General features: G+C 73.0%; 27 protein-coding genes and 1 pseudogene. 16 read left to right on the top strand and 12 right to left on the bottom strand.

What is annotated here, in order from left to right:
* Nucleotides 1-23: 23 nt before the first annotated feature.
* Nucleotides 24-1,103 carry an NADH:flavin oxidoreductase/NADH oxidase gene (locus ACPXCS_RS17145; RefSeq protein WP_425949191.1) on the bottom strand — a complete coding sequence of 360 codons (1,080 nt, stop codon included), beginning with the start codon at nt 1,101-1,103 and terminating at the stop codon, nt 24-26.
* 90 nt (nt 1,104-1,193) lie between these two features.
* On the opposite strand from ACPXCS_RS17145, the gene ACPXCS_RS17150 reads away from it, so the two are divergent.
* Complete coding sequence (locus ACPXCS_RS17150; protein WP_425949189.1) at nt 1,194-1,574, top strand: ArsR/SmtB family transcription factor; 381 nt, start codon at nt 1,194-1,196, stop codon at nt 1,572-1,574.
* Nucleotides 1,575-1,579: 5 nt separating this feature from the next.
* On the opposite strand, the gene ACPXCS_RS17155 is transcribed toward ACPXCS_RS17150, so the two are convergent.
* Complete coding sequence (locus ACPXCS_RS17155) at nt 1,580-2,914, bottom strand: FAD-dependent oxidoreductase (RefSeq protein WP_425949187.1); 1,335 nt, start codon at nt 2,912-2,914, stop codon at nt 1,580-1,582.
* A gap of 210 nt (nt 2,915-3,124) precedes the next feature.
* On the opposite strand from ACPXCS_RS17155, the gene ACPXCS_RS17160 reads away from it, so the two are divergent.
* Nucleotides 3,125-3,583, top strand: a complete 459-nt coding sequence (locus ACPXCS_RS17160) for a DUF6214 family protein (protein WP_425949186.1) — start codon at nt 3,125-3,127, stop codon at nt 3,581-3,583.
* 520 nt (nt 3,584-4,103) lie between these two features.
* Here ACPXCS_RS17160 and ACPXCS_RS17165 read toward each other — a convergent pair.
* From ACPXCS_RS17165 to ACPXCS_RS17180, 4 genes and pseudogenes are all read right to left on the bottom strand, one after another.
* Nucleotides 4,104-4,751: pseudogene (locus ACPXCS_RS17165) on the bottom strand (TetR/AcrR family transcriptional regulator); the annotation flags it as partial.
* A 178-nt stretch (nt 4,752-4,929) separates the two neighbouring features.
* On the bottom strand, nt 4,930-5,625 hold the full coding sequence (locus ACPXCS_RS17170; RefSeq protein ID WP_425949184.1) for a phosphatase PAP2 family protein: 696 nt from the start codon (nt 5,623-5,625) through the stop codon (nt 4,930-4,932).
* Between the two features lie 77 nt (nt 5,626-5,702).
* Nucleotides 5,703-6,638, bottom strand: coding sequence for a M56 family metallopeptidase (locus tag ACPXCS_RS17175; protein WP_425949182.1), 936 nt, complete (start codon nt 6,636-6,638; stop codon nt 5,703-5,705).
* 100 nt (nt 6,639-6,738) lie between these two features.
* Nucleotides 6,739-7,299 (bottom strand): DUF5134 domain-containing protein, encoded by a 561-nt coding sequence (locus ACPXCS_RS17180; protein ID WP_425949180.1) that lies wholly within the window; start codon nt 7,297-7,299, stop codon nt 6,739-6,741.
* Nucleotides 7,300-7,449: 150 nt separating this feature from the next.
* Here ACPXCS_RS17180 and ACPXCS_RS17185 point away from each other — a divergent pair, with 150 nt between their 5' ends.
* A complete protein-coding gene (locus ACPXCS_RS17185) occupies nt 7,450-9,114 on the top strand; it encodes an FUSC family protein (RefSeq protein ID WP_425949178.1) in 1,665 nt (554 codons plus the stop codon).
* 209 nt (nt 9,115-9,323) lie between these two features.
* On the top strand, nt 9,324-9,803 hold the full coding sequence (locus ACPXCS_RS17190) for a MarR family winged helix-turn-helix transcriptional regulator (RefSeq protein ID WP_425949274.1): 480 nt from the start codon (nt 9,324-9,326) through the stop codon (nt 9,801-9,803).
* Between the two features lie 37 nt (nt 9,804-9,840).
* Here ACPXCS_RS17190 and ACPXCS_RS17195 read toward each other — a convergent pair whose 3' ends face one another.
* Nucleotides 9,841-10,602, bottom strand: coding sequence for a VOC family protein (locus ACPXCS_RS17195; protein WP_425949176.1), 762 nt, complete (start codon nt 10,600-10,602; stop codon nt 9,841-9,843).
* 112 nt (nt 10,603-10,714) lie between these two features.
* Here ACPXCS_RS17195 and ACPXCS_RS17200 point away from each other — a divergent pair, with 112 nt between their 5' ends.
* Entirely contained in the window at nt 10,715-11,047 is a 333-nt protein-coding gene (locus tag ACPXCS_RS17200) for a hypothetical protein (RefSeq protein WP_425949174.1), read from the top strand.
* 371 nt (nt 11,048-11,418) lie between these two features.
* On the opposite strand, the gene ACPXCS_RS17205 is transcribed toward ACPXCS_RS17200, so the two are convergent.
* Nucleotides 11,419-11,811, bottom strand: a complete 393-nt coding sequence (locus ACPXCS_RS17205) for a VOC family protein (protein ID WP_425949172.1) — start codon at nt 11,809-11,811, stop codon at nt 11,419-11,421.
* Nucleotides 11,812-11,883: 72 nt separating this feature from the next.
* Here ACPXCS_RS17205 and ACPXCS_RS17210 point away from each other — a divergent pair, with 72 nt between their 5' ends.
* Nucleotides 11,884-12,423, top strand: coding sequence for a GNAT family N-acetyltransferase (locus tag ACPXCS_RS17210; RefSeq protein WP_425949170.1), 540 nt, complete (start codon nt 11,884-11,886; stop codon nt 12,421-12,423).
* Nucleotides 12,424-12,426: 3 nt separating this feature from the next.
* Here ACPXCS_RS17210 and ACPXCS_RS17215 read toward each other — a convergent pair whose 3' ends face one another.
* The gene (locus ACPXCS_RS17215) at nt 12,427-13,110 is read right to left on the bottom strand and encodes a glycerophosphodiester phosphodiesterase (protein WP_425949168.1); all 684 of its coding nucleotides are present in this window, start codon (nt 13,108-13,110) and stop codon (nt 12,427-12,429) included.
* 251 nt (nt 13,111-13,361) lie between these two features.
* On the opposite strand from ACPXCS_RS17215, the gene ACPXCS_RS17220 reads away from it, so the two are divergent.
* The 5 genes from ACPXCS_RS17220 (at nt 13,362) to ACPXCS_RS17240 (ending at nt 18,024) form a co-directional block, all read left to right on the top strand.
* The gene (locus ACPXCS_RS17220; protein ID WP_425949167.1) at nt 13,362-14,759 is read left to right on the top strand and encodes a DUF6421 family protein; all 1,398 of its coding nucleotides are present in this window, start codon (nt 13,362-13,364) and stop codon (nt 14,757-14,759) included.
* A 41-nt stretch (nt 14,760-14,800) separates the two neighbouring features.
* Nucleotides 14,801-15,550 carry an SDR family NAD(P)-dependent oxidoreductase gene (locus ACPXCS_RS17225; RefSeq protein WP_425949272.1) on the top strand — a complete coding sequence of 250 codons (750 nt, stop codon included), beginning with the start codon at nt 14,801-14,803 and terminating at the stop codon, nt 15,548-15,550.
* A complete protein-coding gene (locus tag ACPXCS_RS17230) occupies nt 15,547-16,617 on the top strand; it encodes a threonine aldolase family protein (protein ID WP_425949165.1) in 1,071 nt (356 codons plus the stop codon). Before ACPXCS_RS17225 ends, ACPXCS_RS17230 begins: the two co-directional genes overlap by 4 nt.
* A 123-nt stretch (nt 16,618-16,740) precedes the next feature.
* Nucleotides 16,741-17,313 (top strand): transglutaminase domain-containing protein, encoded by a 573-nt coding sequence (locus ACPXCS_RS17235; RefSeq protein ID WP_425949164.1) that lies wholly within the window; start codon nt 16,741-16,743, stop codon nt 17,311-17,313.
* A 9-nt stretch (nt 17,314-17,322) separates the two neighbouring features.
* Nucleotides 17,323-18,024 (top strand): B3/B4 domain-containing protein, encoded by a 702-nt coding sequence (locus ACPXCS_RS17240; RefSeq protein WP_425949162.1) that lies wholly within the window; start codon nt 17,323-17,325, stop codon nt 18,022-18,024.
* 19 nt (nt 18,025-18,043) lie between these two features.
* Here the strand turns inward: ACPXCS_RS17240 and ACPXCS_RS17245 are convergent, their stop codons facing one another.
* Both ACPXCS_RS17245 and ACPXCS_RS17250 read right to left on the bottom strand, forming a co-directional pair.
* Nucleotides 18,044-18,772 (bottom strand): lysophospholipid acyltransferase family protein, encoded by a 729-nt coding sequence (locus tag ACPXCS_RS17245; RefSeq protein WP_425949160.1) that lies wholly within the window; start codon nt 18,770-18,772, stop codon nt 18,044-18,046.
* 190 nt (nt 18,773-18,962) lie between these two features.
* Complete coding sequence (locus tag ACPXCS_RS17250; RefSeq protein ID WP_425949159.1) at nt 18,963-19,379, bottom strand: DUF4395 domain-containing protein; 417 nt, start codon at nt 19,377-19,379, stop codon at nt 18,963-18,965.
* A gap of 78 nt (nt 19,380-19,457) precedes the next feature.
* Here ACPXCS_RS17250 and ACPXCS_RS17255 point away from each other — a divergent pair, with 78 nt between their 5' ends.
* The 4 genes from ACPXCS_RS17255 to ACPXCS_RS17270 all read left to right on the top strand — a co-directional run bounded on the left by ACPXCS_RS17255 (nt 19,458) and on the right by ACPXCS_RS17270 (nt 22,472).
* Complete coding sequence (locus ACPXCS_RS17255; protein WP_425949271.1) at nt 19,458-19,871, top strand: thioredoxin family protein; 414 nt, start codon at nt 19,458-19,460, stop codon at nt 19,869-19,871.
* A gap of 83 nt (nt 19,872-19,954) precedes the next feature.
* Nucleotides 19,955-20,446 carry a flavin reductase family protein gene (locus ACPXCS_RS17260; RefSeq protein ID WP_425949157.1) on the top strand — a complete coding sequence of 164 codons (492 nt, stop codon included), beginning with the start codon at nt 19,955-19,957 and terminating at the stop codon, nt 20,444-20,446.
* Between the two features lie 219 nt (nt 20,447-20,665).
* On the top strand, nt 20,666-21,454 hold the full coding sequence (locus ACPXCS_RS17265; protein ID WP_425949156.1) for an electron transfer flavoprotein subunit beta/FixA family protein: 789 nt from the start codon (nt 20,666-20,668) through the stop codon (nt 21,452-21,454).
* A 55-nt stretch (nt 21,455-21,509) separates the two neighbouring features.
* Nucleotides 21,510-22,472 carry an electron transfer flavoprotein subunit alpha/FixB family protein gene (locus tag ACPXCS_RS17270; protein WP_425949154.1) on the top strand — a complete coding sequence of 321 codons (963 nt, stop codon included), beginning with the start codon at nt 21,510-21,512 and terminating at the stop codon, nt 22,470-22,472.
* A gap of 57 nt (nt 22,473-22,529) precedes the next feature.
* On the opposite strand, the gene ACPXCS_RS17275 is transcribed toward ACPXCS_RS17270, so the two are convergent.
* Nucleotides 22,530-23,435 carry an endonuclease/exonuclease/phosphatase family protein gene (locus tag ACPXCS_RS17275; protein WP_425949152.1) on the bottom strand — a complete coding sequence of 302 codons (906 nt, stop codon included), beginning with the start codon at nt 23,433-23,435 and terminating at the stop codon, nt 22,530-22,532.
* Nucleotides 23,436-23,629: 194 nt separating this feature from the next.
* Here ACPXCS_RS17275 and ACPXCS_RS17280 point away from each other — a divergent pair, with 194 nt between their 5' ends.
* A complete protein-coding gene (locus ACPXCS_RS17280) occupies nt 23,630-24,931 on the top strand; it encodes a DUF6986 family protein (protein ID WP_425949150.1) in 1,302 nt (433 codons plus the stop codon).
* The last annotated feature ends 73 nt before the right edge of the window (nt 24,932-25,004 follow it).

A 25,004-nucleotide genomic window follows, 5' to 3' on the forward strand; every position in this document is an offset into this window, starting at 1 on the left:
CCGGACCCGCCCGTGGTGCCGGATCAGACCGAACGGTGGTACTGGTCCGGCACCCGCACCTCGCCGCCCAGCTCACGCGCCGCGTGCCGGGCCCACGAGGGGTTGCGCAGCAGCTCGCGCCCCAGCAGCACCGCGTCCGCCTCGCCGTTGGCCAGGATCTTCTCGGCCTGCTCGACGTCGGTGATGAGTCCCACCGCGGCGACCGGTAGATCCGTCTCGTTCTTCACCCGGGCCGCGAAGGGCACCTGGTAGCCCGGGCCGGTCGGGATGCGGGCGCCGGAGGCGTTGCCGCCGGTGGAGACGTCCAGCAGATCCACGCCGTGGGCCCGCAGGTCGGCGGCGAAGCGGACGGTGTCGTCGGGGGTCCAGCCGCCCTCGTCGAGCCAGTCGGTGGCCGAGATGCGGAAGAACAGCGGCTTGTCGTCCGGCCAGACCTCCCGCACGGCGTCGACGACTTCGAGCGCGAACCGGGTGCGGTTCTCGTACGAGCCGCCGTAGGCGTCGGTGCGGTGGTTGGAGTGCGGGGAGAGGAACTCGTTGATCAGGTAGCCGTGGGCGCCGTGCACCTCGGCGATCTCGAAACCGGCGGCGAGCGCGCGACGGGCGGCGGCCGCGAACTGCGCGACCACCTCCCTGATCTGATCGGTGCTCAGCTCGGCGGGGGCCGGGTGCCCCTCGTCGAACGCGATCGGGCTCGGCGCGACCGCGTTCCAGCCGTGGGCGTCGGGTCCGACCGGGCCGCCGCCCTTCCAGGGGCGCTCCGTCGACGCCTTGCGGCCGGCGTGGGCCAGCTGGATGGCCGGAACCGTGCCCTGCTCCGCGAGGAAGCGCGTGATCCGGCGGAAGGCCTCGACCTGTGTGTCGTTCCAGATGCCCAGGTCGTACGGGGAGATGCGGCCCTCGGGGGACACCGCGGTGGCCTCGACGATGATCAGGCCCGTGCCGCCGGTCGCCCGCGCGGCGTAGTGCGCGAAGTGCCAGTCCGTGGGGGCGCCGGCCTCCGGGCCCACCGGTGCCGCCGAGTACTGGCACATCGGGGGCATCCACACGCGGTTGGGGATCGTCACATCGCGCAGGGTGTAGGGCTCGAAGAGCGCGGTCACGGCGGACTCCATTCGTCACGGGGCCGGAGGTCGACTCGTACGATAGGCATCGTAGTACGGTGGATGTCAAACTACGATGGTTCTCGTACTATGGGATCCCCGAAGGAACTGGAGCCCGCCGTGACGTCCCCCGTCGTCAGTAGCCGTGATCTGCCGCATCCCGCGCGGGACGAGATCCGCCTGGAGGGGGTGCTGCACGCCCTGTCCGATCCGATGCGCCTGCGGATCGTGCGGGAACTCGCCGCCGGGCAGGGTGAGTTGTCCTGCTCCGACTTCGAGCTGCCCGTCACCAAGTCCACCACCACGCACCACTTCCGGGTGCTGCGGGAGAGTGGGGTGATCCGGCAGGTGTACCGCGGGACGGCCAAGATGAACGGGCTGCGGCGCGACGACCTGGAGGAGCTCTTCCCCGGGCTGCTGGACGCGCTCCTCGACGCGGCCGGGCGGCAGGCCGCCCGGCTGGGCGGCTGAGGCGTTCAGGAACGCGCGGCGTTCCGCAGCGACTGCCAGTCGGGGAGTTTGACCACGCCGCGTCCCAGTGACGCGCCCAGGTCCGCCTCCGCCCGCTCGATCGACTGCCAGCCCGCCCATTCCACCGGGTCGGCGCCCGCCGCGCGCAGGGCCGGAAGGGGATCGCCGGGGACCGTTCTCAAGGCGAGGGCGGGGGCGTCCTCCAGGAGCGACGTCGCGGTCTCCTTAGCGCAGGGGCGGTTCGTGCCGATCACCCCGGTGGGGCCGCGCTTGATCCATCCCGCCACGTACTCGCCCGGGGTGACCACGCCCTCGCGCAGCACGCGGCCGGACCGGTTCGGGACCGTGCCCGTGGCGGCGTCGAACGGGAGGCCCTCCAGCGCAACCCCCTGGTAGCCCACCGAGCGCAGCACGAGCTGCGCCTCGATGTCCTCGTGTCGGCCGGTGCCCGTCACGCCGCCGCTGCCGTCCGGGGCCGTCCGCTCGAAACGGACCGCGCCCACATGGCCCCGGTCGGCGAGCAGTTCGACCGGGCGCAGGAAGAAGCGCGGGTGGATCCGGCGCGGGGCGTCTGTGCGCGGTGCCCCGGCCCAGCCGCGCAGCACCTCGACGTTGCGGCGCTGCGGGGCCGGCAGCCCGGACGGGTCCCGGTAGCCCGGGTCCAGCGCCAGCTCCGCCGGTTCCACGGCCACCTCGGTCCCGGGCAGCGTGCCCAGCTCGCGCAGCTCCTTGGTGGTGAAGCGGGCCTGGGACGGACCACGCCGGCCGACCATGTGGATCTCGGTCACCCGGCTCGCCGCCAGCGTGGCGAGGGCCGCCTGCGGCATGTCGGTCGGGCTGAGCTCGGCCAGGCCCCGGGCCAGCATCCGCGTGACGTCCACGGCGACGTTCCCGACGCCGATCACCACGGCCGACCGGGCGTCCCGCAGGAACCCGTCGTCCACCGCGTCCGGATGGGCGCTGTACCAGGACACGAACCGCGTCGCCGACCAGCTGCCCGGCAGGTCCTCACCCGGGATGTCCAGACGGCGGTCCGTGGCGGCCCCGACGCAGTACACCACCGCGTGGTACAGCTCCCGCAGCCGCGCGGCCGGCACCCCGCCGGGCCCGACCTGCACGCCGCCGAGGAAGCGGACGCGGTCGTGCTCCAGCACCGCGCGCAGGTTGTTCTGCAGCGACTTGATCTTCTCGTGGTCCGGAGCCACGCCGTAGCGCACCAGCCCGTACGGGCACGGCAGCCGGTCCAGGACGTCGACGCGCACCTCGGAGTCCTGCTGGACCAGGCTCTGGGCGGTGTAGCACCCGCTCGGCCCGGAGCCCACGACGGCGACGCGCAGCACGGCGGAACTCCTCACCCGGGGGACCCCCGGCAAGTCCAGGAGAGCGCTGACTCCTCCAGCATCCCACCGGCCCGGCTCCGCTGACAGGGTGCTGTGCTCCACCCGGGGCGCGTGTCCGATCTGTATGGAATGTGATCATGCGGTTTCGTTCCGTATGTGCTGGAAGCAGCCTTTCTTAATCTTTCTGATCGCTCTCCGGTGGACGGCGCGGTGTCCGTGCGGCCCGCGTGGGAAGTGCGCGAGAACGAGGACGCCACGCGGTGGTTCGAGTTCCGGGTGGCCTTCCCGGACGGTGCCCGCGTCGACGCCCTGGCCGTCCTGGCCGGCGGGCGCGTCGGCGTGGAGGAGGTGTGCGCTCAGCCCGCCCTCTCCCTCGACGACCTGGGCGTGCTCGCCGACTGGATCGAGGAGGCACTGGCCGAGGCCTGCGGTGCGGCTCCGTTGCCGGAAGCGCACGCGAGCCAGGGGCGGCGGGCCCGGCCGGCCTGGCCGCGCGGCGCGGAGGGGCGCCGGCGGGTGGCGCAGGAGTACCACGCGGCCCAGCGGGACGGCACCGACCCGGTCCTCGCGGTGATGTCCGCGACGGGACACAGCCGCCGCGCCTCACTCCGGCTGATCGGCCAGGCCAGGGACGCGGGCTTCCTGACACCTCGCCATGGCCGCGGCTGAGGGGCGGACGCTGACGCCTGACGCCTGACGCGTGATGTCTGACGCCCGACGCCTGAAGCCCGACGCCTGAAGCCCGACGCCTGAAGCCCGACGCCTGAAGCCCGACGTCTGACGCGTGGCGCCTGACGCCTGACGCCCGACGCCTGACGTCTGACGCGTGGCGCCTGATGCGTGACGCGTGATGCCTGATGCTTGATGCCTGAACGCGTGATGCCCATGGGGCCCGCCGTTCGTGGCGCCCGGTGGCGCCGGTGTGGCCGCCGGGCCGTGTGCGAGGGGCGGGGCGCAGCTCGGCGGCGGCCGGGCGCGCAGCTCGGCCCCGGCCCCTCGCTGCGGCAGTCCGGAGCTACGGCCGGGCCTTCGGCTCCCGTTCCGTGCCGCCGGTGGTGGCAGCGCTCTCCTCCGCCGGCCCGGCCGCGGTCCGGTCGGCCGGCCCGGCCGCAGCGGTCCCGGCCGGGGCGTGGACGCCCTTCCCGCCCGCGGAACCGGCGGTCGCCGCCCCGGCCGTCTCCGTCTTTGCCCCCGTGGCGAAGAACCGTGACAGATCCGGGTCGCTCGGCCCGCCCGGCGTCGCGGTGTCCGGGGGGACGCCCATCTCCCAGTCCAGCCGGTAACGCTTGAACAACTCGGCCCGCAGGACCGGCACCGGCATCGGCACCCCCGGCACCAGGGCCGCGTACACGGCGCCCATCAGCAGCGCGCGCAACATCGGGTAGTCGCCGTCCACGTCCCGCGACCCGTGCCTGGCGACGGTGTCGCGCAGCAGTTCGGCCAGACGGCGCTGCTCCGGGCAGGGGACGAAGCCCTCGGCCTGCAGCAGTCCGGCCATGTGCTGGCGCATCAGCACCGGCCGGTCCCGGGCCAGGCCCAGGATCGCGTCGATGGCCCGGGCCATCCGCTCCCGGCCGTCCTCGGTGCGCGGCTCCCGCTCCAGCGCCTCCTCCAGCGTGCGGTGCATCAGCCGGTGCACGGCGGACTGCACGAGCTGGCGTTTGCCCGGGAAGTAGTAAGAGACCAGGCCGCGGGCGGACCCCGCGCGGTCGGCGATGTCACCGAGCGTCGTCGCGTCGAACCCGTGTTCGCCGACCAGCTCGACCGCCGCCTGCAGAAGCCGCTCCTTCGAACGCCTCCGCAACTCTTCATTGACCGAGGCGCTGCGCGGGGACATGCTGAAACTCCTGCGTTGACTGGCTGCCAGCCAACTATACTCAGGGCAACCGGTCCGGCCCATGGTGGCCGGTGCCGGTGATGCCGTCCGCCTCGGGCGACGCGGGGGATCGTCCGAGGCGGGCGAGCGCTCGCCCCGGTGGTCGCCCCGGGCTACTTCTCTCGGCGCTGCGATGGCCCTACGAGGCCTCGGTGCCGGTCCGCTCACGCGGCAGCCGGCGTTCATACACCCACACGGCCAAGGCCACCACCAGCGCGCCCAGCAGCCAGCCGCCCACCACGTCCGACGGCCAGTGCACGCCCAGCCAGACGCGGGTCAGCCCGACGCCCACCACGGAGACGACGCCCACGGCCAGAGCCGTACGCCACACGGCGGGGCTCACCCCGTGCCGGTGCAGCAGCCACAGCAGGAGGCCGCACACCACCGTCGCGGTCATCGCGTGGCCCGACGGGAACGCCGAGTAGTGCGCCGAGTCCACGGGGTCGGGCCACACCGGGCGGGGGCGGTCCACCGCCGCCTTCAGGCCCTGCTGCACCAGCGAGCCCAGGGCGACGGCCAGCCCCAGCCACAGTGCCGTCCAGCGCGCCGCGAGCCGTACCACCAGCCACACCACGACGACCGCGCAGAGCAGCCGCATCGTCCAGGGGTCCCACACCCAGTCGGTCAGAATGCGACACGCCTGGGTCAGGCCGGGGGCGTCGACCGCCCAGCGGTGGGTGGTTCTGGAGATGTCCCCGTCCGCGCCGATCAGCGGGCTCCATCTGGCCGCGACGAGGGTCAGCAGCAGGATCGAGCACGCGGCCAGGACGCCGGCGAGACCGGCGGTGGTGCGATGCTCCGGACGGGGCGGGGATGCGACGGACGGGGGGTGCATAAGGCGATCCTTGCCGAACCGGGGTGAGGGATCCAGTAAGAGGCGATCTCCGGCCCGGTACCGACGGATCCGCCTCGTCATCCCAGTGCCCGCAGCCCCGGAACGAATGCCACCAGCACCGGCACCACGGGCACCAGCGCGGCCGCGGCCGTCAGCCGCAGCCGCCGGGCAGCGGTCAGCCGGTCCGGGGGAGTGAGCAACCGGTGCACCCGCGCCGGGACATGGGCGTGCGGCGTCGGACACGGCCCGAACACGCCCCGGTGCTCATTGAGTTCCACCAGGGCCAGGGCCGTGGTGAGCCGGCCGAAGCGCCGGGAGGCCGTGTCGTCGGCGGCGAGTTCCACCAGCCGGTGCATCTCGTCGCGGAACGCCGCGAACACCGGCACCTGCGGGAAGCCGCCCGCGAGGGCGGCGGAGCAGTTCAGCAGCCAGTCGTGGCGGGCCCGCGCGTGCCCCTGCTCGTGCGCCAGCACGGCGTCCAGCTGCCGGCCCTTCAGGCGGCGCAACGCTGCGGTGGTGACGACCAGTTGGGGCGGAGTGCCGGGCAGCCACCAGGCGTCGGGACGGTCGCTCTCCAGGACCGTGAGCCGGCCGGACACGGCCACCTCGCCCGGCAGCAGCGGTGCCCGGACCAGCAGGTCGGCGCGGCGCCGGCGGCGCCGGGCGCGGGCCCGGCCGGTCTCCCGCACCAGCATCGCCGCGCTCCACAGCGCGCCGCAGGCCAGCGCGACCGCGGTGGTCGCCGCCCAGGGGCCCGCGGTGCCGAAGGCGTACGCCTCGACGACCCCGCGCGGAGCCGTCGCGAAGACGTGCCCGGCGACGGCGTGCCAGGCCGCCGCCGCGCTGAGCGTCATCGACAGCGCGCAGCACACCAGGACGGCCGCCACCACGCACTGCCACATCCACAGCGCCACGACCGGCTCCCGGTCGGGCCAGTCCGCCCGGGCGAGCAGCCGGGGGCCGGCCACGGCGGTCAGGGCGCCGAGCAGCAGCAGCGCCGCGGGGAGCATCATGCAGGGCAGCCTATGAGCGCGGCCCCGCTCACGGGTACGTCTCGCGGGGGCAAAGTGACGCAGGCAACGGATTCCGCAGGGGGTGGCGCACGCCGCCCCCTCACAGCGTCAGCAGCATCGCCACCATCGCGATCCCCATGGCCAGCCGGCAGGCACGCGCCAGCTCCGGCCGGTCGCCCCAGCCCGCGGCGTCACCGGCCCCGGCCCCGCTCCCGGCCAGCGCCCCCACCGGCACCAGCCGGACGCCGCTCAGCAGCACGTATCCGGCGAAGTAGAGCAGCAGGGCCCCGGTCAGCAGCGGGACACCCGAGCCGTCCCGGCCGTGCCCGTGGGCGGGGGAGCCGGCCATGACGACGGACATGTAGACCATCGCGGCGGCCCCCACCAGGTGGTGCAGGTGATGAGCGCCGGACCGCGCCGCCCACAGCGCGTGCAGGCCCGCCGCGCCGAACACGACCGCGTAGGCGGGCCAGGCCCACGGCGGCGGCGTGAACACCGCGGCGGGCACCGCCATCACGGCCATCCCGAAACCCATCAGCGCCTCGCCGCCCGCGCCGCGCCGCTGCTCCCCGCCCCCGCTGCGCATCCGCACCAGGCAGTAGGCGCCGGTCACCGCGCAGAGCGCCACCAGCAGCCAGCCGGACGATGCCGGTCCGTGCACGCGCACCTCCCCGCTCGACAGTCGGTCATTCGATGCCCGGCCCGTGCGGCGCGCACGCGAGCGCAAGGGGGTACACGAGGAGCATTCGACGGAGCACGGCAGGTCAGGCCATACATTTTACGAGTAAAACACCTGTTAACCTTGTGCCTCATGAGCAGTGTGCCCCCCACCCCCGCCTCCCCGCCCGCGCGGCGCCTGCCGCTGTCCGGCGTGCTGCGCCTCGGCCGGCCCTCGGACATCTGGTTCAAGCCCGCGCTGAGCGTCGTCGCGGCGATCGCCCCGCCCAACCTCACGCTGCTCGCGCTCGGCCGGCTCGACCTCGCGATGTACACCATGGCCGGATCCCTGTGCGCCCTGTACACCCACAACCGGCCCTACGCCGCCCGGGCCACGGCCCTGCTGTGGGTGGTGCTCGGCATGCTCGGCGGGCTCGGCGCCGCCCTCGTCGCGGCCTCGCTGACCCGCAGCGCCGTGGTCCTGGTCACCGTCGGCGCGCTGCTGGCCGCCGCGCAGAAGGTGCTGTGCGACGCGACCCGGGTCGGCCCGCCCGGCAACGTCGTCCTGACGTTCGTCAGCTCGGCCTCGCTGTTCGCGCCGCAGACCCTCGACCGGGTCCCCGGCCATCTGGCCCTCGCCGCCGTGACCGGCGCCTGGGCCTGGCTGGTCTGCATGGCCCCCGCGCTCCTGCGCCCGCACGGCCCGGAGCGCCGCGCCACCGCGAGCGCCCTGCGGGCCGCCGCCGCGTACGCCGACACGGGCGGCGCGGGGGAGGGGCACGCCCGGGCCCGCGCCGCGGGCTACGCCGCCGTGCAGGCCGCCTGGCAGTCGCTGCTGTCCACCCGCGCGCCGTCCCGTACCCGGCGCGCCCTCGAACGGCTGGTGGTACGGGCCGAGGTCGCCCTCGCGGCACCGGCGGACGCCGACGCCGGCCGGTTGCGCGGGTGGGCCGGCTCGCTGCGCTCGACCGGGCCCGTCCCGCACGCCGGACTGCCACCGGCCGCGGCGGACGAACTGCTCGGAATCGACTCCACGCGCTCCCCGTGGGCCCGGCTCGGTCCGCTGACCCCGCTCGCGGCGCGCACCGCGCTGGGCTGCGCGCTCGCCGGATACGCCTCCCTCGCGCTCGGCATCGGCCGCCCCTACTGGGCCCTGGTCACGGCCGCCTCGCTCTACCAGGCGAACATCGCCCTGACCTGGAGCCGGGCGGTTCAGCGGGTCGTGGGCAACGTGCTCGGGGTGCTCGTCTTCGCGGCCGTCGTGCCGCTCGCCCACCTGGGCGGAGCGGCCCTGGTGCTGTGCTGCGTGGCGTTCAGTTTCGGCGCCGAGGCGCTGATCAGCCGCAACTACTGGCTGGGCAGCGTGTGCGTGACGCCCATGGCGCTGCTCATCACCGAGTTCGGCGGCCGGCAGCGGCCCGGCGCGCTCATGACCGAACGGGTCGTGGACACCGCCGTCGGGGCGCTGGTCGGTTTCCTCGCCGCCGTGGCGGTCACCGACCGGCGGGCGGGCGACCGGGTGGAACACGCGCTGACGGCCGCCGACCGGGCCCGCGAGCACGCCGCCCGGCTGCTGGCCGAGCCGGACCCCGCGACGGCCGAGCTGGCATCGGCCCGCCGGCGACTCGCCGTCGCCCTGGCCGATCTGCGGGCCACCGCCGACGCCGCGGCCGGGGATTGGTGGCAGCGTGCCCTGCCCCAGGAGCGGGTCGTGTCGGCCGAGCAGTCCGGACACCGTACGCTCGCCGCTACGGCACGACGCCAAGGGCTGCTCCCGGACCGCGGTCCGGACACGGAGACGGAGGACGCACGGCCATGACGCCGACGCAAGGACCATTTCCCACGGGTCCCGGCCCGCGATCGGCGACGGGAGCGGCGCGGGCGGGGCAGGAGCACCTCCCCGCCGAGCCCGGCACCGGCCCCGCGCGGGACCGGGACCTCGGCGAGACCCGCCCGGCGCGGGCGACGTCGGCGGGGGAGGAGGGCGGGGTTCCGGCGGTCCGGCGGGCCGACACCGTCTCCGCCGTCGTGCGGCAGTGGCGGACCGTGCACCCCGGCCTCGACACGGGCCCCATGGAGATCATCGGGCGGATCAACCGCTGCGCCGCGCTGCTGCAGCAGGCCGAGGACGCCCCGCTGCGCCGGGCCGGGCTGAGCCGCCCCGAGTTCGATCTGCTGGGCGCGCTGCGCCGCACCGGGCACGAGCTGACGCCCGGGGAGCTGGCCCGGGAGACCTTCTCCTCGGGTGCGGCCGTCACCAAGCGCCTCAAGCAGCTGACCGAGCGCGGCCTGGTCGAACGCCGCGGCGACACCCGCGACCGCCGGGTCGCCCACCTGCGCCTCACCGACGCCGGCCGGGACCTCGTCGACGGCATCCTGCCGGCCCAGCTCGCCTACGAGAGCGCCGTGCTGTCCGGCCTGGACGGCCCCGAGCAGGGCGAACTGTCGGCCCTGCTCGGGGAGTTGCTCACACAGCTGGAGGGCAGGCTGGGCGCGCTGCGGACGTGAGGCGCGCACCCGCGGGCGGCTCGCCCACCGCGTCGGGTCAGAATCCGTCACCGGCCCGGTACACCCCGAACATCGCCCCCTGCGGATCCCGCAGCACCGCGATGCGCGGCCCGTCGGGCACGGACGTCGGCACCATCAGGACGGTGCCGTGCCGCTGTACGACGGCGGTCGTGGCGTCCACGTCCGCCACGGCGAAGTACGGCAGCCAGTGCGCCGGCACCTCCGGCGGGAACTTCTCGTCCATCGTCACCATGCCGCCGAAGTCGGCCCCGCCGACGCCCCACTGGGTGTAGCGCTCCCCGCCGCCGACGGTCCACCCGAACACGCGCGTGTAGAAGGCGACGGCCCGGCCGGGATCCCGGGTGAACAGCTCCACCCAGCCCAGCGCGCCCGGCGCGTTGAACAGTCCGGCGCCCGCGAAGGCCCCCGCCTGCCACAGCTGGAACACGGCACCGTCCGGATCGGCGGCCACCACGAGCCGGCCCAGGTCGAACACGTCCGACGGGCCGGACAGCACCTCCCCGCCGGCCTCCGTCACCGCTCGGGCGGCGCCGTCCGCGTCGGTCACGGCGAACGACACGGTCCAGGCGACCGGCTGTGACGGCTCGTACAGCGGCGTCAGCGCGGCCACCGCGTCCCGGCCGAGGTGCGCGACGGTGTAACCACCCGCCTCCTGACGCGGGTCGGCCTCGGGCCGCCAGCCGAACAGCCGCGTGTAGAACCGCCGGGCGGCCTCCAGGTCGCTGGTCCCCAGCTCGGTCCAGCAGGGTCCGCCCGTCACCGGTGCGTCGAGCTTCATGGCGTTCCTTCCGCAGGGAACCCCCCGCAGCACGCTAAGCCGCCGCCGGTGTCCCCTGCCATCCGGGAAAACCCACCGGTGTCCCGTGCGGTCCCGGGCGCAGTCGCACCGCGTGGCGGCCTCCCGCTTCTTCACCCCGTCCCGGAGACAGCCATGCCCGCGCCCGGGGTGCGCCTCTTCCGCCGAGCACGGCGCGCACATCGTCGCCGCCGCCCATCTGCCTCGCCACCGCGCCGACGCCGAGGCCGGTGCGGACCACCGGGGCGCAGCGGGGATCGACTGGTTCGCGCACCGTCCGGCGGCGCCCCTCCAGCCGGATTCCGAGCGGGCCGCCGGCCTGCTGACGCGGGCGTGCCCGCAGCGCCTCGACCGCCGGAACGCCCTTGTCCGTCTCGCCGCCGGGCCATTGCCCGCCCCGCTGGTCCACGGACTGCCCCGCGACTGACATCCGTGCTCTGTACGACCGCGCGGGCTTCCGGCACGTCGGCGACACCGAGGTCGTCTTCATCGCCCGGGCGGGCGGCAGGGTGCTCGGGTTCGTGGAGATCGACACGGCCGTGCCTGCCCCGGACGCCATGCCCGCGCGTCAGGTCCCGCCGGTAGCGGCGACCTGCGCGACGAGCCCGCCGGAGCCGGCGCCGGCCTGGGGCACCGGCTGCCGGCCCGGGCCTTCGACCGGCTGCGCCTGTGCGGCGCCGGCCGGCTCGGCACGTACGAGCCGGCCGCTGACAGCGCCGCCGTCGAGCCGCTCACCGGTGCCGGCCGGCGTGAACCGACGCGCGCCGACCGGGGCGGGGAGCACCGCCCCGCAGGGCCTCAGATGCCGGGCCGGTAGCGGATCGGGTGGTCGGCCGGGACCTCCACCAGCACGATCGGCGTGCCGTCGGGGTCCGCGATCCACATCTCGACCAGACCCCAGGGCTCCTTGACCGGCGGCCGCACGATCTCCACGCCCTTGGCCCGCAGCTCGTCCCGGGCCGCCGTCACGTCGTCGACCTGGAGCCACAGCCGCACGGACGGCGCCGCCGGGGTCTCGGACCGCCCCGAGACCTCGAGGAAGCCGCCGCCCATGAAGTAGACCGTGCCGCGTTCGGGCCCGGTGCCGAACTCCCGGTAGACGGCGAGGCCGAGCTGTTCACCGTAGAAGGCCCGGGACCTCTCCGGGTCGGTGGGGCGGAGCAGGATCCGGCTGCTGAGTACATGCACCATGCAGCGGAGCCTAGTGGCGGGGTTACGCTCATCCCTGCCCGAGCCGCGCCCAGGACACGGAGACGTACGCCCATGGACACCCTCGCCACCGGACTGACCTTCCGCGACGCCGCCGACGCCGACGTGGACGAACTGGTCGCGCTGATCGAGTCGGCCTACCGGGGTGAGGCCAGCCGGGCCGGGTGGACCACCGAGGCGGACATCCTGGAGGGGCAGCGGACCGACCCGGAGGGTGTGCGGGCCGTCATCAAGTCGCCGGACAGCCGGCTGCTGACCGTGGAGCGGGAGGGGCGGATCGTCGCCTGCTGCCAGCTGGAGCACCGCGGTGACCACGCCTACTTCGGGATGTTCGCGGTCAGCCCGGCCCTCCAGGGCGGCGGCCTCGGCAAGGTGATCATCGCCGAGGCCGAGCGGCAGGCCCGCGCGACCTGGGGCGTGACGGAGATGCACATGACCGTGATCTCCGTCCGCGACGACCTCATCGCCTGGTACGAGCGCCGCGGCTACCGGCGTACGGGCCGGACGACCCCCTTCCCCTACGGCGACGAGCGCTTCGGCATCCCGCAGCGCGACGACCTCGAGTTCGAGCTGCTGGTCAAGGAGCTCGGCTAGCCGTCAGGCCGTGAAGCGGCCCGTGCGCTTGATGTCCGGGTGGTCGGTGGTGGCGCCGTCCAGACCGAACGCCCGGACCAGGCGCAGGTGGTCCTGCGTGTTCACCACCCAGCCGATGATCCGCAGGTCGGCCTCGCGGGCGCGCTCCACGATCTCCAGGGTGAGCCGCCGGATGTTCAGGCAGACGGTCTCGGCGCCCACCGCGCGGGCGCGGTCCACGACGTCCGTGCCGTAGCGGCTGGCGATCAGCGCCGTGCGCACTCCCGGCACCAGTGGCTTGATCTCGGCGATCGCCTCGTCGTGGAACGAGGACACCTCCACCCGCCCGGCCAGCTCCCGCTCGTTCATCACCCGCGCCAGGGCCCGCGCCGCCCGCGCGTCCTTGATCTCGGCCTGGAGCGGTGCCTGGACGGCCTCCAGGACCTCCTCGAAGACCGGCACCCGCTCGCCCTGCCCCGCGTCCAGGGCCCGCAGCTCGGCGAGGGTCTTCTCGGCGATCGGCCCGGTGCCGTCGGTCGTGCGGTCCACGTCCGTGTCGTGCATGACGACGAGCGCGCCGTCCTTGCTGAGGTGCAGGTCCAGTTCGATGGCGTCGAGACCGGCCTCCTGGGCGGCGACGAAGGACCGGAGGGTGTTCTCGGGCTCCACACCCATGACTCCGCGGTGACCGATGGTGAGGAAGTTCAAGACGCGACTCTCTTCCGTCGACAGGCGGCAGCAGGGGGGCCGCAGGGCCCACCCGACCGTATCGTCGGCGCCCACCCCTTGCAGAGAGTGAGGGCATGGTCGGCGCGGGTACGGGCACAAGCGTGACCGACAGGAAAAAGTGCGGTGAAGCCCGGGGTCATGCAGGATAATTTCCTGAGGTGGCCCTTGCTGGGAGGAACCTCGTATGTATACGGTCTGCGTACGTGAGATTCTCCCGTGGAGGATGGGACATGACGGAAATTCTTGTGCAGGTGGGTTCGGAGGACGGGGTTCCTCCCGTGGCCAGGGTGGTGGAGCACCCGGCATGGCCCGTGCTCAAGGATGCCGTGGAGCGGATCCGGCCATGGCAGTCCAAGGACGGGTCGATCGACTTCGACGCCGAGGACGCGCCCGACCCGGCCGACGCCGAGCTCGCCGTCCGGCAGGTCGCCGACGCGGTCCTGGAGCTCTCCCCGCTGCTCCCGCACGACCAGGCGTACCACGAGGCCCTCGCCAAGGACCTGACCCGCTGGGCCGACAGCGGCTTCCAGGTGCCCGACTTCCTGGACTCGCTGCTCGCCTTCCAGCCGGCGCGCCACCGCAGGGACGGCCTGCAGCACCTGGTCGTCTTCCCGATGTACACGCAGAACGGCAACCCGGACCGCAACCTCGAAGCGGTCGTGCTGCGCATGGTGTGGCCGGACTGGCTGGCCGAGCTGGAGCGCACCCGCTACGACAACCCGCTGTTCTGCGGCATCAAGTTCGAGGACTTCACGTCCGGCTACGACACCAACTCGGCCGTGCTGTTCCCGGAGACGATCGCCGTGCGCGAGGCGCCGGAGCGGTTCACCTGGGGTGGCATCTTCTGCGACCGCGAGGCCGCCCGCTTCCGTCGCGTGACCGACGCCGCCGTCGACATCCTGGGCCTGGAGCTGCCCGAGGACGTCGCCGCGATGGTCCACGACCAGAAGCGCTGCGAGGAGGCGTTCGTCCTGTGGGACATGGTCCACGACCGCACCCACAGCCACGGCGACCTGCCCTTCGACCCGTTCATGATCAAGCAGCGCCAGCCGTTCTGGATGTACGGCCTGGAGGAGCTGCGCTGCGACCTGACCGCCTTCAAGGAGGCGGTGAAGCTGGCCGCCGAGGGCGTGCCGCAGGCCCGTGACGTCCAGGTCGCGGTGCTCTTCGACCGCATGTTCCGCTTCCCGGTCACCGGCGAGCGCGTGCGCAACTACGACGGTCTCGGCGGCCAGCTCCTCTTCGCCTACCTGCACAAGCACGACGTCGTCCGCTGGACCGACAACAAGCTCACCATCGACTGGGAGCGCGCCCCGCAGGTCACCAACCAGCTGTGCGGCGAGATCGAGCAGCTGTACCGCGACGGCATCGACCGGCCCAAGCTCGTCCACTGGTTCGCCGGGTACGAGCTGGTCTCCACGTACCTCTCCCCGCACCCGGGCTCCAAGTGGGCCAAGGGCCCCGACGCCCTGGACCTGACGCAGCCCCCGCGCAAGCTCGTCGATGACGTGCTTCCGGACGAGTTTCCGCTGAGCATGTTCTATGAGGCACTGTCCAAGAAGCTGAAGCATGTGATCGCCTCCACCAAGGGCATCACGGCGGACGGCGCCGAGCGGATCGCCGCGTGAGCGATCGGCGTACCGAGAACACTGCACAGGAGGCGAAGGACATGGCGGGGAACGGGGCGCTCAGCGGTGCGGTGATCGCGGTGGCCGGTGCGGGTGGACCCGCGGGCCGGGCGGCGCTGCTCAGACTGGCCGAGGCGGGAGCGACCGTCATCGGCTCGGACAACGACCCGGAGCGGCTGGCGGAGGCGGTGGACGCGGCGAGCTACGCGACCGGCGGCGCCACCGTCACCGGCGACACGGTCGACCTGCTCGACCTGCAGGCCACCCGCGACTGGGCCACCCGCATCGAGAAGGACTTCGGCCGCGTCGACGGCCTGGTCCATCTCGTCGGCGGCTGGCGCGGCAGCGAGACCTTCACCAGGACCAGTCTCGACGACTGGGACTTCCTGGAGATGCTGCTGGTGCGCACCGTGCAGCACACCTCCCTCGCCTTCCACGAGGGCCTGCAGCGCAGCGACCGCGGCCGGTACGTGCTGATCAGCGCGGCCGGCGCCAGCAAGCCCACGGCGGGCAACGCCGCGTACGCCGCGGGCAAGGCGGCCGCCGAGGCGTGGACGCTGGCCATGGCCGACTACTTCCGCAAGGCGGGGGGTCCCGAGGGCCCGACCTCGGCGGCTGCGATCCTGGTGGTGAAGGCACTGGTGCACGACGCGATGCGCGCCGAGCGCCCCAACGCGAAGTTCGCGGGCTTCACCGACGTCAAGGACCTGGCCGAGGCCATCACCGAGGTCTGGGACAAGCCCGCCGCCGAAGTGAACGGAAACCGTCTGTGGCTCACCGAGAAGCCGTGAACCCGCCGAAGACCGACGCCCGCCGCCACCACGACCCCGACGTCCGCGGTTTCGCCAGCGACAACTACGCCGGCGCCCACCCGGAGGTGCTCGCCGCCCTGGCCCTGGCCAACGACGGGCACCAGGTCGCCTACGGCGAGGACGCCTACACCGAGAACCTGCAGAGCGTCGTGCGCAGCCACTTCGGGGCCACGGCCGAGGCGTTCCCGGTCTTCAACGGCACCGGCGCCAACGTCGTCGCGCTCCAGGCGGTCACCGACCGCTGGGGCGCGGTGATCTGCGCCGAGAGCGCGCACATCAACGTCGACGAGTGCGGCGCACCCGAGCGGGTCGGCGGTCTGAAACTGCTCACGGTCCCCACGCCCGACGGCAAGCTCACGCCCGAGCTGATCGACCGGCAGGCGTACGGCTGGGACGACGAGCACCGCGCGATGCCGCAGGTCGTGTCCATCACCCAGGCCACCGAACTGGGCACGGTCTACACGCCGGACGAGATACGGGCCCTGTGCGAGCACGCCCACGCGCACGGCATGAAGGTGCACCTGGACGGCTCCCGGCTGGCCAACGCCGCCGCCACCCTGAACGTCCCGATGCGGACGCTCACCGACGTCGCCGGCGTCGACATCCTGTCCCTGGGCGGCACGAAGAACGGCGCCCTCTTCGGCGAGGCCGTCGTCGTGCTGAACCAGGACGCCGTCAGCCACATGAAGCATCTGCGCAAGCTGTCGATGCAGCTCGCCTCGAAGATGCGGTTCGTGTCGGTGCAGCTGGAGGCCCTGCTCGCCCGGGACCTGTGGCTGCGCAACGCCCGGCACGCCAACGAGATGGCCCAGCGCCTCGCCGAGGGCGTGCGGTCCGTGCACGGGGTGGAGATCCTCTACCCGGTGCAGGCCAACGCGGTCTTCGCCCGCCTGCCCCACGACGTGAGCGAGCGCCTGCAGCAGCGGTTCCGCTTCTACTTCTGGGACGAGACCGCCGGTGACGTCCGCTGGATGTGCGCCTTCGACACCACCGAGGACGACGTGGACGCGTTCCTCGCGGCGCTGAAAGAGGAGATGGCCCGCTAGCCGTCCGCCGTGACGGTGGGGGACACGACGTCCCCCACCGTTTTCGGGGGCTCTATGCATAAGTATGCTGACAGATGGAAATTGATTGACCGGCTCGGCGATCACTCCCTATGCTCTGCGCGCATGCAGCTGATCCAGGAAAACCCCGACCTCTCCGCCTACTTGGCCGCCGACGAGGTGATCGACCATCACCACCCGCGCGTGCGCGAGACGGCTGCGGAGCTCGCCCGCGATGTCGCCGACTCGTATGAGTATGCGCGCGCGGCCTTCGAGTTCGTGCGCGACACCATCACGCACTCGCAGGACGCCGGCGACCCCCGCGTCACCTGGCGGGCCTCCGACGTCCTGGAGCAGCGCACCGGCGTCTGCTACGCCAAGGCGCACGCGCTGGCCGCGCTGCTGCGGGCCGAGGACATTCCGACCGCGCTGTGCTACCAGAAGTTCGAGCAGGTGCACGGGCTGATCGCCGTACGGTTCCACGGCGCCTGGCACCGGCAGGACCCCCGGGGCAACAAGCCCGGCGTCGACGCGCAGTTCTCCCTGGGCGGGGAGCGGCTCGCCTTCACGCCCGATCCGTCGTCCAATGAAGTGGACTACCCAGTCCTGTATGCTGCACCACACCCGGCGGTACTGGACGCTCTCCGAGCGGCACCCGACCGGCCGTACCTGTGGCAGACGCTCCCCACCGCACTCTGAGGCCCGACCATGACGCTCACGCTCACCGTGTCCGACGACGTCCGCGCTCTCGCGCCCGGTTTCACCCATGTCGCGATCGAGGCGCACGGCCTGGTCAACGGGCCGAGCACCGACGCCAGCGCGGAACTGCTGGACGACGCGGCCCGCCGGCTCGCGGCCCGGCTGGACGGCCGCGCCCCGCACGAGGATCCGCACATGGCGGCCTGGCGCGCGGCCTACACGGCCTTCGGCTCGAAGCCGTCCCGGACCCGCAACTCCGCCGAGGCCCTGGCCAGACGAGCCCTGACGGACGCCGGGCTGCCCCGCATCAACCTGCTCGTCGACCTCTACAACGCCGTCAGCGTCGCCCGTCTGATCCCGGTCGGCGGCGAGGACCTCGACCGCGTCCAGGGCGGCATGCGCCTGGTGCGGGCCACCGGCACGGAGGACTTCGTGACCGTCGCCGGCGGCGAGGAGGCCGTCGAGCACCCGGACGCGGGCGAGGTGGTGTGGTGTGACGACGCGGGCGTGACCTGCCGCCGCTGGAACTGGCGCCAGGGACCGCGCACCCGGCTCACCGAGCGGACGACCTCGGGCATCTTCCTGCTGGAGAGCATGGCGCCGATGCCGGTCGCCGACGTGGAGGCGGCCGCCGAGGAGCTCGCCGAACTGCTGCGGACCTTCAATCCGGGCGCGGACGTCGAGGTACGCGCTCCGCAGTCCGCGGCCTGAGCCGCGGCCGCCCGGGGGGTCAGTGCGCCTCGGCCGCCCGCACCTGCTCCGGCGTCGGAGCCGTGCCGCCGAGGTGGGCCGGCATCCACCAGGTGTCGTCCGGGCCCTTCGGGCGGACGGGGTAGGCGCGCTGGGCGGCCTCCAGGAGCTCCTGGACCCGCTCGCGCACCTGACGCGTGATGGCGCCGGCGTACTTGTCGCGGGAGGCCTCGATCGCCTCGCCCACCCGGATCGTGATGGGGGTGTGGCTGCGCTTGAAGTTGCGCGGGTGGCCCTTGGTCCACAGTCGCTGCGTGCCCCACACCGCCATCGGGATCAGCGGGACGCCGGCCTCCTGCGCCAGGCGCGCGGCACCGGACTTGAAGCTCTTCAGCGTGAACGACTGCGAGATGGTCGCCTCCGGGAAGACCCCGACGATCTCGCCGGACCGCAGCGAGTCCAGGGCGTGCGCGTAGGCGGCCTCGCCCTGCTTGCGGTCGACGGGGATGTGCTTCATCCCGCGCATCAGCGGACCCGAGATCCGGTGCCGGAAGACGGACTCCTTCGCCATGAAACGCACGAGGCGCTTCTGCGGCAGCGCCGCCAGCCCGTTGAAGACGAAGTCCAGGTAGCTGATGTGGTTGCTGACCAGCACGGCGCCGCCCGAGCGCGGGATGTTCTCCGAACCCTGACAGTCGATCTTGAGGTCCCACACCTTGAACAGCGTGCGGGCGAAGCCGACGACGGGACGGTAGACGAGCTCTGCCATGGGCGGTTCGGACCCTTCCTGCTCTGCCTGGGAAGGGATTCCCAGCGGACAAGTTACGCAGCCGTAGGTTTACGGCTCGTCGCAGATGGTGCCCCAAGAACGGCCGGGTAGCCAGTCCTCGTGCCCGTGGGGGGCGAGATTCTCGTCACGTCGCCTCCCATGGACCCCACCTCGTGCTTTTACGCCCGCATTACTCCACGCGCACCGTGACGCGCCGCAGGAGCAGGTATCCCTCGCAGCCCAGGCAATACCCGAATGCCGCATTCAGGAAGGCCGCCGCGAGCGCCGCGCCGGTCGCCGCGAGTCCGAGCCAGCCGGGGCCCAGGGTGTAGCCCACGAGCCCGAGCCCGGCGCAGAGCAACCCCACCGCCTGGGCGAACCGGGGCGGTTCGGGCGCCTCGAACACGGTCGGCGGCCCGAGCCGGGGCCGGACGACCCGGGCGAACAGCAGGCCGTACGGCGACCGGCGCACCCCGCCCGCCGCGCCCAGCAGGAACGCCAGTGTCTGCCACGCCAGCAGCCAGGCGCTCCCCGTGACCAGGACGACCGCCAGTACGACGGTCGTGACGGCCGCGCCGAAGCGCGGCCCCCTTGCATCGATGTCCATGGGAACCAAGCATTCCGCAGCCCGGGGCGGTCGCGGGGCCGGGAATCTTTGCGGTCTCGTGAACGCTTGCAGCAGGTGATGACCGGAGTGGTGGTGTGCGTGGCGGTGCTCGCGGCGGCGAGCGCCTACGGAGTGCTGCACAAGCGGCGGAGCGGGAGAGTGCGGGTGCGCGGGCGGGACGAGGACAAGCGGCTCGGTGCGGCGGAGCTGGGCACCCAACTCGGCGAGCGGGCCACGCTCGTGCAGTTCTCCAGCGCGTTCTGCGCCCCCTGCCGGGCGACCCGGCGGGTCCTCGGCGAGGTCGCCGCACTGGTCCCCGGCGTGACCCACGTGGAGATCGACGCCGAGGCGCACCTGGACCTGGTGCGGCGCCTGGACATCCTCAAGACCCCGACCGTGCTGGTCCTGGACGCCGACGGCCGCGTGGTGCGGCGGGCGGTCGGGCAGCCGCGCAAGGCCGACGTGATCGCCGCGCTGGGGGAGGCGGTGTGAGGGACACGGCCCCGTCAGTGAGTCATCTCCCACCTCACGGAACGAACTTGACTGCGCCAACCATTTATCGTCAGCCTGACCCCATGCCTGCGGACCTCCTCACCACGACCGACCTGCTGCGCTCGGTCTTCCGGCGGCACGCGGCGGGCGTCGCCGTCATCACCGCCCGTGGCGAAGCCGGTCCGGTGGGCTTCACCGCCACCTCCCTCACCTCCGTCTCCGCCGAGCCGCCCCTGCTCTCCTTCGGCGTCGGCACCGGTGCCTCCAGCTGGCCCGCGATCGCCGAGGCCGACCACGTCGGCGTCCACGTCCTCGGCGAGCACCAGCAGGAACTGGCCGCCACCTTCGCCCGCAGCGGAGCCGACCGCTTCGGCGCGCCCACCGCCTGGCGGGAGGGGCCCGAGGGAGTCCCCGTGCTGGACGGCGTGCTCGCCTGGCTGGTCGGCCGCGTCGTGACGCGCGTACCGGCCGGCGACCACCGCATCGTGATCGCCGAGGTCGTGCACGGCGACCCCGTCGGCAGCGGCCGCCCCCTCCTCTACCACCAGGGACGTTTCCGGCGTCTCGGGGAGTGAGCCGGGGCTCGACCCGGGCTGCGTGACCGTCGAGTTCCGGTTACGCTGCGTTGCGAAGGTCACAGTTCAAAGCGCTTGCTTAGCGGGAACGAAATCTGTGTACTGACGAGTAATATTTCGCTCGGAGCGTGGGTGGCCCCGACCGGGATCGGCCGCTTGAGGCGCCTATGCTGCCTGCAAGAGGCAGCCGAGAAATGACGATGCAGTAGGAGAGCCGGCGTGAGCTTGAGGATCGTTGTCACTGTGAAGTACGTGCCCGACGCCACTGGCGACCGGCACTTCGCCGATGACCTGACCGTCGACCGGGACGACGTGGACGGTCTGCTCTCCGAGCTCGACGAGTACGCGGTCGAGCAGGCGCTGCAGATCTCCGAGAACTCCGACGACGACGTGGAGATCACCGTGCTGACGGTGGGTCCCGAGGACGCCAAGGACGCCCTGCGCAAGGCGCTGTCCATGGGCGCCGACAAGGGCATCCACGTCGAGGACGACGACATCCACGGCACCGACGCCATCGGCACCTCCCTGATCCTGGCCAAGGCGATCGAGAAGGCCGGCTACGACCTGGTCATCTCCGGCATGGCCTCCACCGACGGCACCATGGGCGTCGTCCCCGCGCTGCTCGCCGAGCGCCTGGGCGTCCCGCAGGTCACCCTGCTCTCCGAGGTCTCGGTCGAGGGCGGCACGGTCAAGGGCCGCCGTGACGGCGACGCCGCCTCCGAGAACCTGGAGGCCTCCCTGCCGGCGGTCGTCTCCGTGACCGACCAGTCGGGCGAGGCACGCTACCCGTCCTTCAAGGGCATCATGGCGGCCAAGAAGAAGCCGGTGGAGTCCTGGGACCTGTCCGACCTCGACATCGAGGCGGAGGAGGTCGGCCTGGAGGGCGCCTGGACGGTCGTCGACGGCGCGGCCGAGCGCCCGGCCCGTACCGCGGGCACGATCGTCAAGGACGAGGGCGAGGGCGGCAAGCAGCTCGCTGAGTTCCTCGCGGGCCAGAAGTTCATCTGAGCCCCGCATCCGCTGACCGCCCCTCATCTTTCGCAAGCAGGAGAGAAGAAGTCCCATGGCTGAAGTTCTCGTCTACGTCGACCACGTGGACGGTGCCGTCCGCAAGCCCACCCTGGAGCTGCTGACCCTGGCCCGCCGCATCGGCGAGCCGGTCGCCGTCGCGCTGGGAGGCGGCGCCGGTGACACCGCCGCCGCCCTCGCCGAGCACGGCGCGGTCAAGGTCCTCACGCACGACGCCGCCGAGTACGCCGACTACCTGGTCGTACCGAAGGTCGACGCCCTCCAGGCCGCGGTCGAGTCCGTCTCCCCGGCCGCCGTGCTGATCCCCTCCTCCGCCGAGGGCAAGGAGATCGCCGCCCGGCTGGCGCTGCGTCTGGGCTCGGGCATCATCACCGACGCCGTCGACCTGGAGGCCGGCGACGAGGGCCCGGTGGCCACCCAGTCGGTGTTCGCCGCGTCCTTCACGACCAAGTCCCGTGTCTCCAAGGGCACCCCGGTCATCACGGTCAAGCCCAACAGCGCCGCCGTGGAGGCCGCCCCGGCCGCCGGCACGGTCGAGGCGCTGAGCGTGTCCTTCTCCGCGCAGGCCACCGGCACCAAGGTCACCGGCCGCACGCCGCGTGAGTCCACGGGCCGCCCGGAGCTGACCGAGGCCGCGATCGTCGTCTCCGGCGGCCGTGGCGTCAACGGCGCGGAGAACTTCGCGATCATCGAGGCCCTCGCCGACTCCCTCGGCGCGGCCGTCGGCGCCTCGCGTGCCGCGGTGGACGCCGGCTGGTACCCGCACACCAACCAGGTCGGCCAGACCGGCAAGAGCGTGTCGCCGCAGCTGTACATCGCCTCCGGCATCTCCGGCGCGATCCAGCACCGCGCCGGCATGCAGACCTCGAAGACCATCGTCGCGATCAACAAGGACGCCGAGGCCCCGATCTTCGACCTCGTCGACTACGGCGTCGTCGGCGACCTCTTCGACGTCGTCCCGGCCCTGACCGAGGAGATCAAGACCCGCAAGGGCTGATCCGGCCCGGCTGCGACAGGCCCCCGCGACCGTGCGCACGGTCGCGGGGGCCCGTCGTCATCCCAGGGTCATCGAGGCCTGCACCGGCAGGTGGTCGCTCGGGTACGTCCCGTCCAGGCTGAAGGTGTTCATCCGGGCCCAGTGCGTGGTCACCCCGGGGGTGGTGAGTATCCAGTCGATGCGCCGACCGCCGGGTCTCGGCCCCCGGTAGCCGTGGTACGTCCCGTACGCGGGACCCCGCGAGGCCGCCGTGTCCCAGGTGTCCACCAGTCCGATGTCCAGCAGGAGGTCGTACACCCGGTTGTCGTGGGCGGCCGCGTTGAAGTCGCCGGTGACGACGACCGGCAGCGACCGGTCCCAGCCGGCGATCGTCTCGCCGATGAGCGCGGCGGAGCGCTCCCGGGCGTACTGGCTGACGCTGTCCAGGTGGGTGTTGAGGACGTAGAAGTTCCGTCCCCCCTGGGCGCGATCGGCGAAGCGGACCCAGGTCACCATGCGCAGCCAGTCCGCGTCCCAGGTGTTCGAGGCGATCGTGTACGGGGTGCCGGACAGCCAGAAGTGATCGAACTCGACCGGCTCCAGCCGGTGGGTGTCGTAGAAGATCGCCATGAACTCGTCCTTGCTGCCGCCCCCGCGTCCGATGCCGATCCAGTCGTAGTGCTCGCCGAGATCCGCCTCGATCGTGCGCAGCTGCTGGTAGAGCCCTTCCTGGGTGCCGATGACGTGCGGGCGCTCGCGGCGCAGCAGCTCTCGCATCACCGGCCGGCGCACGGACCAGCGCGGTGTCTCGTCGACGATGGTGGCGAGGCGCACGTTGAACGTCATGACGTCCAGGGCGCCCGCGTGCTCGCCGGCGGCGGCGGACCGGGTGGGGCCCGCGGTGGTGAGCAGCGGTCCCGGGACAGCGGCGGCGGCCGCCGCCTTGAGCCCGTGGCGGCGTGTCACTCCGACCTCGTTCGGCACGTGATCTCCCTCCCCTTTCGCGTCAGGATGAAGCCTGCCTGCTGTATACGGAAGAAGAGGGCGGGTTTGCGGCGACCGATGCGCACGGTGGGGGGCAATCCACTTCGGGACGGTGTTGACCAGGCCGAGGTCGGCCGATAACTTCGCTCTACGGATTGTTGATTCCGTAAAGCGGAAAACAGGAGGGTCTCGGAATGGGTCAGGGCCAGCAGGAGAAGGTGACGACGAGCCTCGCGGGTGCCGTCAGCGAGGAGATCAGCGCCTCCCTCGCCCCGGTCGACGCCGAACTGGCACGCCGCTACCCCGGAGACCCCGGCACCCGTCAGCCCGTCCACACCGTCTACGTGCCCGGCGACGTCTTCGCCGCCGACACCGTCCGCTCCTGGGGCGACCGGGCCCTGGCCGCCCTGGACGAACACACCCCGGACGCCGCCTCCTTCGCCGCCGTCCTCGGTCTGCCCGAGGAACTCGCCGGGCCCGTCCACGCACGCGTGCGCGCCAAGCTGGAGCGCGAGCCCATCGAGGACCTGCGTGTCGACTTCGAGGACGGCTACGGCAACCGGCCCGACGCCGAGGAGGACGGGGCCGCCGCCCGCGCCGCCCGGATCATCGCCCAGGCGTATGCCGAGGGCACCGCGGCCCCCTACATGGGCATCCGCATGAAGTGCATGGAAGCGCCCGTGCGCGCCCGCGGCATCCGCACCCTCGACATCTTCCTCACCGGCCTGATGGAGGCCGGCGGCCTGCCCGCCGGGCTGGTCCTCACCCTGCCGAAGGTGACCTACGCCGAGCAGGTCACCGCCATGGCGCGGCTGCTGGACGCCTTCGAGAAGACGCACGGCCTGGAACCCGGCCGGATCGGCTTCGAGATCCAGATCGAGACCAGCCAGTCCATCCTCGCCGCCGACGGCACCGCCACCGTCGCCCGCATGATCCAGGCCGCCGAGGGCCGCGCCACCGGACTGCACTACGGCACCTTCGACTACAGCGCCTGCCTCGGCGTCTCCGCCGCCCACCAGGCGAGCGACCACCCCGCCGCCGACCACGCCAAGGCCGTCATGCAGGTCGCCGCCGCCGGCACGGGCGTGCGGGTCTGCGACGGCTCCACCAACGTCCTGCCCGTCGGCCCCACCGAGAAGGTGCACGCCGCCTGGCGCCTGCACTACGGCCTCACCCGCCGCGCCCTGGCCCGTGCCTACTACCAGGGCTGGGACATGCACCCGGGCCACATCCCGACCCGCTACGCGGCCGTCTTCGCCTTCTACCGCGAGGGGTTCGAGCAGGCCGCCGCGCGCCTGGCCCGCTACGCCAACCGCACCGCCGGCGACGTCATGGACGAACCCGCCACCGCCAAGGCGCTCAGCGGTTACCTGCTGCGCGGCCTGGACTGCGGCGCCCTCGACATCGGCGAGGTCGCCCGGCTCACCGGCCTGACCCGGGCCGACCTGGAGAGCTTCGCGGGCCCCCGGCGCGGGGACCTGACGGCGTCCGCCTGAGGCACGCGGGCCGGAGCGTACCGGCCCTGTCACAGCCGTCACCACGGGCTGTCGGCGTCACCGCTGCCCCGTA

Origin of the sequence: Streptomyces sp. DT190, assembly GCF_049846985.1 — a bacterium.
In the GTDB taxonomy this organism is placed as follows: domain Bacteria; phylum Actinomycetota; class Actinomycetes; order Streptomycetales; family Streptomycetaceae; genus Streptomyces.